Annotated in this window: 1 protein-coding gene; it reads left to right on the forward strand. The window is 41.5% G+C overall.

The window, feature by feature from the left end; genetic code table 11:
- The first annotated feature begins 41 nt into the window (after positions 1 to 41).
- Entirely contained in the window at positions 42 to 974 is a 933-nt protein-coding gene (locus PVW27_RS21550; RefSeq protein WP_274561262.1) for an IS5-like element ISAba12 family transposase, read from the forward strand.
- Positions 975 to 1,046: the final 72 nt, after the last annotated feature.

A 1,046-nucleotide genomic window follows, 5' to 3' on the forward strand; every position in this document is an offset into this window, starting at 1 on the left:
AAACCTATCTGTAAAGGGTTTTTCAGCGATATAATTTTCAAATGAAGAAGCCTACACACAAAATCTACCGCACAACCAATTGGCCCGCATATAACCGAGCACTCATGAGTCGCGGAAATATTGCCATTTGGTTTGATCCTGCTACGCAATGGTATGCGCCATCAAAAGGCAAACAAGGGCGAAATCAAACCTACTCCGACGCAGCCATCCAATGCTGCTTAATGATTAAATCCTTATTCCGTCTGTCTTTACGTATGGTCACTGGCTTTGTGCAAAGTCTGATTAAACTTTGCGGATTAAATTGGATAGCTCCAGATTACACCACGCTTTGTAGAAGACAAAAGCATATTGATATTGTAATCAGCTACCAAAAAAGTAGCGATGGGCTGCATCTACTCATGGACTCTACAGGCATGAAGTTTCTAGGTGAGGGCGAATGGAAACGCAAGAAACATGGACCTGAATATCGTCGCCAATGGCGTAAACTTCATATTGGTATAGATGCTAAAACCCTACAAATACGAGCAGTTCAGCTTACAACCAATAATGTCAGTGATTCACAGGTGCTTGGTGATTTACTTAATCAGATTCCACAAGATGAGCAGATTAACTCTGTTTATACCGATGGAGCTTATGACACCAAGCAATGCCGTCAGGTCATTGCAGATCGGCAAGGGCATGCGGTGATTCCACCTAGAAAAAATGCGAAACAATGGAAAGATACAAAGAGTAGCTCGCTAGAGCGAAATGAATTACTTCGAACAATTAAACGTTTAGGCAGGACACTATGGAAAAAATGGTCAGGCTATCATCGGCGAAGTTTGGTTGAAACTAAGATGCATTGCATCAAATTATTAGGAGATAAACTCAGTGCAAGGAGTTTTGATAGCCAAGTGAATGAAATCCATGCACGTGTAGCAGTCCTTAACAGATTTACGGAATTAGGTCGACCACTTACCCAAGTTACGCCTTAAATTTAGCTCAATTAGGGGCGCTTTGCATTTCAAATCTTTGTGCAACAAAGCCCATCGAAAATGGCATTATTG

Source organism: Seohaeicola sp. 4SK31 (assembly GCF_028802875.1).
Taxonomy (GTDB): Bacteria; Pseudomonadota; Alphaproteobacteria; order Rhodobacterales; family Rhodobacteraceae; genus Seohaeicola.